Genomic DNA, 8,191 nt, shown 5'->3' on the forward strand with positions numbered 1-8,191 from the left:
ACTCCCCTTCTATGCCCGGCGCCAGCGGCGGCCGGACGCTTGCAGCATCAGATCGGCCCCCGCGGGACCCCAGGTCCCGGACTCGTACGGCTCGGGCTTGGTGCCCTGCCAGAACTCCTCGAGCGGGTCGATGACCGCCCAGGACGCGTCGACTTCCTGCGCGTCCGGGAACAGCGTCTTGTCGCCCAGGAGCACGTCGAGGATGAGCCGCTCGTACGCCTCGGGGCTCGACTCGGTGAACGTCTCGCCGTAGCCGAAGCCCATCGAGATGTCCCGCAGCTCCATGCCCGTGCCCGGCACCTTGGAGCCGAACTTGACGGTGATGCCCTCGTCGGGCTGCACGCGGATCACGAGCTGGTTGTTGCCGAGCGTCTTGGTGTCGTAGTCGGCGAACGGCATGTGCGGGGCCTCCTTGAAGACCACCGCGATCTCGGTGACCCGCTTGGGGAGCCGCTTGCCGGTGCGCAGGTAGAACGGGACGCCGTTCCAGCGCCGGTTCTGGATCCCGAGCTGCACCGCCGCGTACGTCTCGGTGGTGGAGGTCGCCGGGATGTTCTCCTCGGACAGGTACCCCTTGACGGGGCGGCCCTGCACCCAGCCGTCGGTGTACTGGCCGCGGATCGCGGTCGACTCGAGGTCGTCGTGGAGCTTGATGGCCCGCAGGACCTTCAGCTTCTCGGTGCGGATCTCCTCGGCCTCGAACCCGTTGGGCTGCTCCATCGCGGCGATCGCGAGGAGCTGGAGCACGTGGTTCTGGAGGACGTCGCGGGCGGCGCCGTTGTCGTCGTAGAACCCGGCGCGGGAGCCGATGCCGACGTCCTCGGCCATCGTGATCTGCACGTGGTCGACGTAGTTGGAGTTCCAGATCGGCTCGAACATGGCGTTCGCGAAGCGCAGCGCGAAGATGTTCTGCACCGTCTCCTTGCCGAGGTAGTGGTCGATGCGGAACACGTCGGGCGCGGTGAACACGCGGTCGACGAGGCCGTTGAGCTCGTGCGCGGACGCGCGGTCCTCGCCGAAGGGCTTCTCGACCACGACGCGGCGCCAGCCGCCGCCGTCCTGGCGGTTGTCGGACATGCCGGTCCGCTGGAGCTGCTTGAGCACGGTCGGGAACGCGAGCGGCGGGATCGAGAAGTAGAACGCCGCGTTGCCGACGATGCCGTGCGTCTCGCGCAGTTCGTCGACGGTGGCGTCGAGGCGGTCGAACGCCTCGTCGTCGTCGAACGTGCCCGGCACGAACTTGAAGTTGCCGGCCAGGCGCGCCCAGACCTCTTCGCGCCACGGGGTGCGCGCGTGGGACTTGGCGGCCTCGCGGGCCATCTCCTCGAACGTCTCGTCGCCCCAGTCGCGGCGGGCGAAGCCGACGATCACGAACGACGCCGGGAGCAGGCCCCGGTTGGCGAGGTCGTAGATCGCCGGGATGAGCTTCTTCTTCGAGAGGTCGCCGGTGACGCCGAAGATCACCAGAGCGCAGGGCTCGGGGATGCGCGGCAGCCGCCGGTCGGCCGGGTCGCGGAGCGGGTTGGAGGGCAGCGCCATCTAGCTCAGCTCCCTCAAGGCGTGCACGAGCTGGTTGATCCCGCGCTTGCGGTCGGTCAGGTGGAGGCGCACGAGCGGGCGCTCGCGCGATTGGAGGGCCTGGCGGTCGCCGGCGGCCTGCGCGGCCTGGAGTCCCGCGAATGTGAACTCGCGGTCGGGGATGAGCAGGTCTTCGCCGACCTCGCCGGTGATCTGGAGGAACACGCCGGTCTGGCGGCCGCCCTTGTGGAACTGGCCGGTCGAGTGCAGGAACCGCGGTCCCCAGCCCCAGGTGACGGGTGCGCCGGTGCGTTCGGCCAGGCCGGCCCGGAGCGCCGCCACGTCGGCGTCGCCGATCCGGTCCAGGTAGGCCATGACGGCGATGTACGCGCCGTCGCTGTCGGCGTTGAGGAGCACCTCGCCGAGCGCGCCCGCGACGGTGTCGGCGTGCGAGCCGTAGATCTCCACGGCGCCGTCGACGGCGTGCGGACGCTCGTCCGGGAGGCCGTCGGCGAGGATGCGCTTGGTGTTCTCCTTGGACTCGGTCACGTTCGGCTGGTTGAACGGGTCGATGCCGATCAGGTAGCCGGCGTAGGCGGTCGCGAGCTCCCACGCGAGGAACTGCGCGCCGAGCGGGCCGTTGACCACGACGTCGGGCATCGCGAGCGCCGAGCCGGAGGCCGGCAGGCCGGTGGAGGAGCCGCCGACGGTGGCGTACACGCGGTCGGCGCCGCGGGCGCCGGGCGCGGCGGGTCCTTCGAGGACGACCGGGAGCGTGCCCTTGCCGTCCTTGCCGAGGGACTCGGCGATGAGCTGCTCGGCCCAGTCGCCCAGGCCCACGATGCCGGTGCCGTCGTCGGCGATGGTGATGGTCGGCTTGGCCGCGATGACCGCGCCGAGGACCACCGCGGGGTTGTCGTCTTCGCTGGTGATCGAGGTGGCGAACTCCTCGGCCTGGTCGAGCAGTTCGGTGATGTCGGCGCCGGCGAGCGCGGACGGGACGAGCCCGAACGCGGTCAGGGCCGAGTAGCGGCCGCCCACGGTGGCGTCGGCGAGGAACAGGTGCGAGCCCTGCGCGTTCGCGAGCTTCTCCAGTTCGGAGCCGGGGTCGGTGACGAACACGAAGCGCTTCGCGAAGTCGTCGATGCCGACGCCCTTGAACGCGGCCTCGAAGCCGCGCCGCTGCGAGTCGGTCTCCACAGTGGAACCGGACTTGGAGGAGACGACGACCACGGTGCGGCGCAGGGACGCCTCGCCGAGCTCGGCCAGGATCTGGCCGGGGTCGGTCGAGTCGAGCACCGAGATGCCCAGGTCGAGGGTGCGGGAGATGACCTCGGGGGCGAGCGAGGAGCCGCCCATGCCGCACAGGGCGACGTGGTCGATGCCCTGCTCGGCGAGGTCGGCGCGGAGCTTCGCGAGCGGCGCGACGAGCTCCCTGGACTTCACGAACGTGTCGACCCAGCCGAGGCGGATCGACGCCTCTTCCTCCGCCTCGGGACCCCACAGGGTCGCGTCCTTGGCGGCGACCTTGGCGGGGATGCCCTCGGCCTTGAGCCGGTCGACACCGGCGTTCACGTCGACGCCGGTCGTGACCGCGAGGCCACCGGCGGCTTCCATCTTGCCCATCGGCTCGCTCACTTCTGTGCTCCGCTCGTCTCGAGCTTGGACTCGATCTGCTCCAGCAGCTGGTTCCAGCTGACGATGAACTTCTCGACGCCCTCGTCCTCCAGGACCCTGACGACGTCGGCGTAGTCGATCCCGACGCGCTCGAGCTGGAGCATCACGGTGGCGGCGTCGGCGTAGTTCGGGCGGATCGTGTCCGCTTCGACCTCGCCGTGGTCGGCGAAGTCGTGGATCGTGCCCTCGGGCATCGTGTTGACCGTGCCGGGGGCGATGAGCTCCTCGACGTAGAGCACGTCGCGGTACTCGGGGTTCTTGACCGAGGTCGAGGCCCACAGCGGACGCTGCGGGTTGGCCCCGGCCTGCGCGAGCGCCTCCCAGCGCGCGGACGCGAAGGCGTTCTCGTACTCCTGGTAGGCCAGGCGCGCGTTCGCGACGGCGGCCTTGCCCTTGAGGGCCTTGGCCTCGTCGGTGCCGACCGCGTCGAGCCGCTTATCGATCTCGGAGTCCACACGGGACACGAAGAACGAGGCGACCGAGTGGATCTGCGACAGGTCGAGCCCGGCGGCCTTGGCGCCCTCCAGGCCCGCCATGTAGGCGTCCATGACGCCGCGGTACCGCTCGAGGGAGAAGATGAGCGTCACGTTCACGCTGATGCCGGCGGCGATCGCGGCCGTGATGGCGGGGAGGCCGGCCTCGGTGGCCGGGATCTTGATCAGGGTGTTGGGGCGGTCGACGGCCCACCAGAGGTACTTGGCCTCGGCGATGGTCGCCTTGGTGTCGCCCGCGAGCCGCGGGTCGACCTCGATCGAGACGCGGCCGTCCTGGCCCCCGGTGGTCTCGAAGACCGGGGCCAGGACGTCCGCGGCCCAGCGGATGTCATAGGTCGTGATGGCGCGAGCGGCTTCCTCGACGCTCACTTTGCGGACCGCCAGGTCCGCGATCTGGCCGTCGTAGCCCTCTCCCTTGGAGATGGCGGTGGCGAAGATGGTCGGGTTCGAGGTCACTCCCGTGACCGACGACCCGGCGATGAGTTCCTTCAGGTTGCCCGACTCCAGTCGGTGCCGCGAGATGTCGTCGATCCAGACGGACACGCCCGCTGCCGACAGTCCCGCGAGGTTCTCGTTCGCGCTCATCGGTTCCTCCAGCTTTCCAGCTAGTTCTTGATCCGCTTCAGTTCAGTTCAGTTGTATTACTGCTGTGCCTTCTTGATGGAGGCGCGGGCCGCGTCCGCGACGGCGGCGGCGGTGATCCCGAATTCCTCGTACAACTTCTCGAACGGCGCGGAGGCACCGAAGTGTTCCAGGGAGACACTGACTCCCGCGTCACCCACGAGGCCCCGCCACGGCAGGGCGACGCCGGCCTCGACCGACACGCGGGCCTTGACGGCCTTCGGCAGCACGGACTCCTTGTAGTCCTCGTCCTGCTCCTCGAACCACTCCAGGGACGGGACCGACACGACGCGGGCCTTGACGCCCTCGCCCGCGAGGGTCTCGGCGGCCTGGACGGCGAGCTGGACCTCGGAGCCGGAGCCGAGCAGGATCACGTCCGGGGTGCCGTCGGTGTCGAGCAGCGTGTACGCGCCCTTCGCGGCGCCTTCGGCGGACGCGAACTTCGCGCGGTCCCACACCGGGATGTTCTGGCGGGTCAGCGCGAGCGCGGCCGGCCGGTCCTGCTTCTGCAGCAGGGTCTTCCAGACCACGGCGGTCTCGTTGGCGTCGCCGGGGCGGATGACGTCCAGGCCCGGGATCGCGCGCAGCGCCGCGAGGTGCTCGACCGGCTGGTGGGTCGGGCCGTCCTCGCCGAGGCCGATCGAGTCGTGCGTCCACACGTAGACCACGGGGGTCTTCATGAGGGCTGCCAGGCGCACCGCGCCGCGCATGTAGTCGGAGAACACGAGGAACGTGCCGCCGTACGGGCGGGTCGGGCCGTGCAGCTTGATGCCGTTGAGGATCGCGCCCATCGCGAACTCGCGGATACCGAAGTGGAGGGTCCGGCCGTACGGGTTGCCCGGGTACGCCTTGGTCTGGCGCGACAGCGGCAGGAACGACGGCTCGCCGTCCATCGTGGTGTTGTTCGAGCCGGCGAGGTCGGCCGAGCCGCCCCACAGCTCGGGGAGGACCGGCGCGAGCGCCGACAGGACCTTGCCCGATGCCGAGCGGGTCGCGACGCCCTTCTCGGACGGCTCGAACTCGGGGAACGCGGCCTCGAAGCCCTCAGGGAACTCGCCCGCCCACAGGCGGTCGTGCAGGGCCTTCTTCTCCGGGTTCGCCGCGGCCCAGTTGTTGAAGTCGGTGCGCCACGCGGAGTGCTCCTCCTGGCCGCGGGTCACGGCGCCGCGGGTGTGCGCCAGGACCTCGTCGGCGACGTAGAACGACTCGTCGGCGGGGAAGCCCAGGATCTCCTTGGTCGCGGCGACCTCTTCGGCGCCCAGCGCGGAGCCGTGCGCGGCGTAGGAGTTCTGCTTCTTCGGCGCGGGCCAGCCGATGATGGTCTTCAGGCGGATCAGCGAGGGCTTGTCGGTGACGGCCTTGGCCGCCTCGATGGCCTCGAAGAGGGCCTTCGGGTCTTCCTTGTACTCGTCGCCGTCGCGCCAGTTCACGTCCTGCACGTGCCAGCCGTACGCCTCGTAGCGCTTCGCGACGTCCTCGCCGAGCGCGATGCGCGTGTCGTCCTCGATCGAGATCTCGTTGTCGTCGTAGATCAGGACCAGGTTGCCCAGCTCCTGGACGCCGGCGAGCGCGGACGCCTCGTGCGTCACGCCCTCCTCGATGTCGCCGTCGGAGGCCAGGACGTACACGAAGTGGTCGAACAGGCTCTCGCCGAGCGCGGGCTCGGGGTCGAACAGGCCGCGCTCGCGGCGGGCCGCCATCGCCATGCCGACCGCGGTGGCCAGGCCCTGACCGAGCGGACCGGTGGTGGTCTCAACGCCCGCGGTGTGCCCCACCTCGGGGTGGCCCGGCGTCAGCGAACCCCACTGGCGCAGGCTCTTCAGGTCCTCAAGTTCCAGGCCGTACCCGGCCAGGTAGAGCTGTACGTAGAGCGTCAGGCTGGAGTGGCCGCACGAGAGCACGAACCGGTCGCGGCCTTCCCACTGCGGGTCGCTCGGGTCGTGGCGCATGACCTTCTGGAACAGGGTGTGCGCGACCGGGGCGAGGCTCATCGCGGTGCCGGGGTGGCCGTTGCCGGCCTTCTGGACCGCGTCGGCGGCGAGCAGACGCGCCGTGTCAACCGCCTTCTGATCGAGTTCGGTCCACTCGAACTGTGCCACTGCGATACTCCTTGGTACTCGTCGTATTTGGGCCTGTGACGTGTGTCTTCTGACCCTACCTACACGCGGTGAACTTTATGCGCACTCTCTCGGGCAGCGGAATTCCGCACGTTGTGAACCCGCCCACGAGTCAGTCTCGCATCGGAAAGCGCCTGCTAGGGGCCCCTGACCCGCGGCTCAGTCACAACCTCACCGCCCGTACTGTGGGCAGTGATGAACCAGGACCCGACCCCGGCCGCAGCCGTCGCCCCCCGGCCCGCCCGCAAGCGAATCGAACTGCCCGAGCCCGGTGCCGCGCAAGCGCCCGGACCGGACTGGCGCGCCCGCGTCGCCGCTTACGTCTCCCTGACGAAGCCGCGCATCGTGGAGCTGCTGCTCATCACCACCATCCCCGCGATGCTCGTCGCGGCGCGGATGGAGCACGACGCGCTCCCGTCCCTGACGGCCGTCCTCGCCACCGTCTTCGGCGGCGCGCTCGCGGCCGGCTCGGCGAACGCGATCAACTGCTACATCGACCGCGACATCGACCAGCTCATGGGCCGCACCTCCCGCCGCCCGCTCGCGAAGCACCAGATCCCGCCGCGCAACGCCCTCGTCTTCGGGCTCATCATCGGCGTGATCGCGGTCCTCGGCATGGGCCTGCTCGTCAACTGGCTCGCCGCGGCCCTCACCTTCGGCGCCATCGTCTACTACGACGTCGTCTACACGATCTGGCTCAAGCGGACCACCCCGTACAACACGGTGTGGGGCGGCGCGTGCGGCGCGGCCCCGGTCCTCATCGGCTGGGCGGCCGTCACCGGGCACATGTCGTGGATGGCCTGGGTCCTGTTCGCCGTGGTCTTCCTGTGGCAGCCCCCGCACTTCTACGCGCTGGCGATGAAGTTCAAAGACGACTACATCGCCGCGGGCATCCCGATGCTCCCGGCGGTCGCCCCGGCCAGGCGCGTCGCGATCGAGTCGGTCGTCTACGGCTGGGCGATGCTCCTGGTCTCCCTGGTCGCGGTCCCGCTCGGCTCCACCTGGGTCTACGGTGTCGTCGCGCTGGTCACGGGCGGCATGTTCGTCCTCGAATGCCACAAGCTCCTCGGCCGGGTCAACCGCGGCGAGGACCCCAAGCCGATGCGCCTGTTCCACTGGTCGGTCAGCTACCTGACGCTGCTGTTCCTGGCGCTGGCGGTCGATTCGTTCCTGATGTAGCCGCAATCAGCCTCGATGCGTCGGAGGGCCGGCCGATCCGCCAGGATCGGCCGGCCCTCTCGCTTTCGCCGTTCAGGTGTTCTCCGGGCTGTCGATGAGCCGGTGCGCTTGGGCGAGGATCCAAGGGCACCATTCGTCGCGCCGCCAGGGGCCCGACCATTCGGGGACGGCTTCGGGTTCGTCGACGAACCGGCAGATCACCCGCGGCCCGGCGCCGTCGTTGCACTCGATGCGGTAGTCGGGCGGGCTGAGCGGGTGCGCTCCGGCCGTTTCGCGATAGACGGAGAAGACGGCCGGTCCGCGCCGGAAGTCGCCGAGCCAGCCGTCGCTGTTCGGGTCCGGTTCGGCGTCGGGCCGCGGTTCCGGCTCCGGTTCTCGATCCGGGTCCTGATCCGGCCTCCCATCCGGCTCGCGATCGGGTCCGGGGCGGCGCTCAGGTCCGGTGGTGGCGGGTTCACCCATCGCTGTCAGTCTGGGGTCGTACCGTTTGAAGCCACAGGCGGTACACCGGGCAGGACCTGACCTGAGCCATTGCTGGCCTCGGTCGAGTGCCTTCGTTCTGACCTGTCGGTCCTGCCCGTCCAT

At 69.9% G+C, this 8,191-nt stretch carries 6 protein-coding genes; 1 reads left to right on the forward strand and 5 read right to left on the reverse strand.

Translation table 11 applies throughout. The features are described 5' to 3' along the window. Positions 1-9: 9 nt before the first annotated feature. Genes zwf through tkt form a run of 4 tightly spaced genes read right to left on the reverse strand, consistent with a single transcriptional unit; the run spans position 10 to position 6,409 of the window. Positions 10-1,539, reverse strand: a complete 1,530-nt coding sequence (gene zwf, locus GFD30_RS15005) for a glucose-6-phosphate dehydrogenase (RefSeq protein WP_153026007.1) — start codon at positions 1,537-1,539, stop codon at positions 10-12. Beyond that, positions 1,540-3,156, reverse strand: coding sequence for a glucose-6-phosphate isomerase (locus GFD30_RS15010; RefSeq protein WP_322633264.1), 1,617 nt, complete (start codon positions 3,154-3,156; stop codon positions 1,540-1,542). Next, on the reverse strand, positions 3,153-4,274 hold the full coding sequence (gene tal, locus GFD30_RS15015) for a transaldolase (RefSeq protein ID WP_153026008.1): 1,122 nt from the start codon (positions 4,272-4,274) through the stop codon (positions 3,153-3,155). The genes GFD30_RS15010 and tal overlap by 4 nt, the downstream gene beginning before the upstream one ends. Positions 4,275-4,330: 56 nt before the next feature. Further along, positions 4,331-6,409, reverse strand: a complete 2,079-nt coding sequence (gene tkt / locus GFD30_RS15020) for a transketolase (protein WP_322633265.1) — start codon at positions 6,407-6,409, stop codon at positions 4,331-4,333. A gap of 213 nt (positions 6,410-6,622) precedes the next feature. Here tkt and GFD30_RS15025 point away from each other — a divergent pair, with 213 nt between their 5' ends. Next, complete coding sequence (locus GFD30_RS15025) at positions 6,623-7,606, forward strand: heme o synthase (protein WP_153026009.1); 984 nt, start codon at positions 6,623-6,625, stop codon at positions 7,604-7,606. Between the two features lie 72 nt (positions 7,607-7,678). Here the strand turns inward: GFD30_RS15025 and GFD30_RS15030 are convergent, their stop codons facing one another. Further along, a complete protein-coding gene (locus GFD30_RS15030; protein WP_153026010.1) occupies positions 7,679-8,068 on the reverse strand; it encodes a hypothetical protein in 390 nt (129 codons plus the stop codon). Positions 8,069-8,191: the final 123 nt, after the last annotated feature.

The organism is Glycomyces albidus (genome assembly GCF_009451885.1).
In the GTDB taxonomy this organism is placed as follows: Bacteria; Actinomycetota; Actinomycetes; order Mycobacteriales; family Micromonosporaceae; genus Glycomyces; species Glycomyces albidus.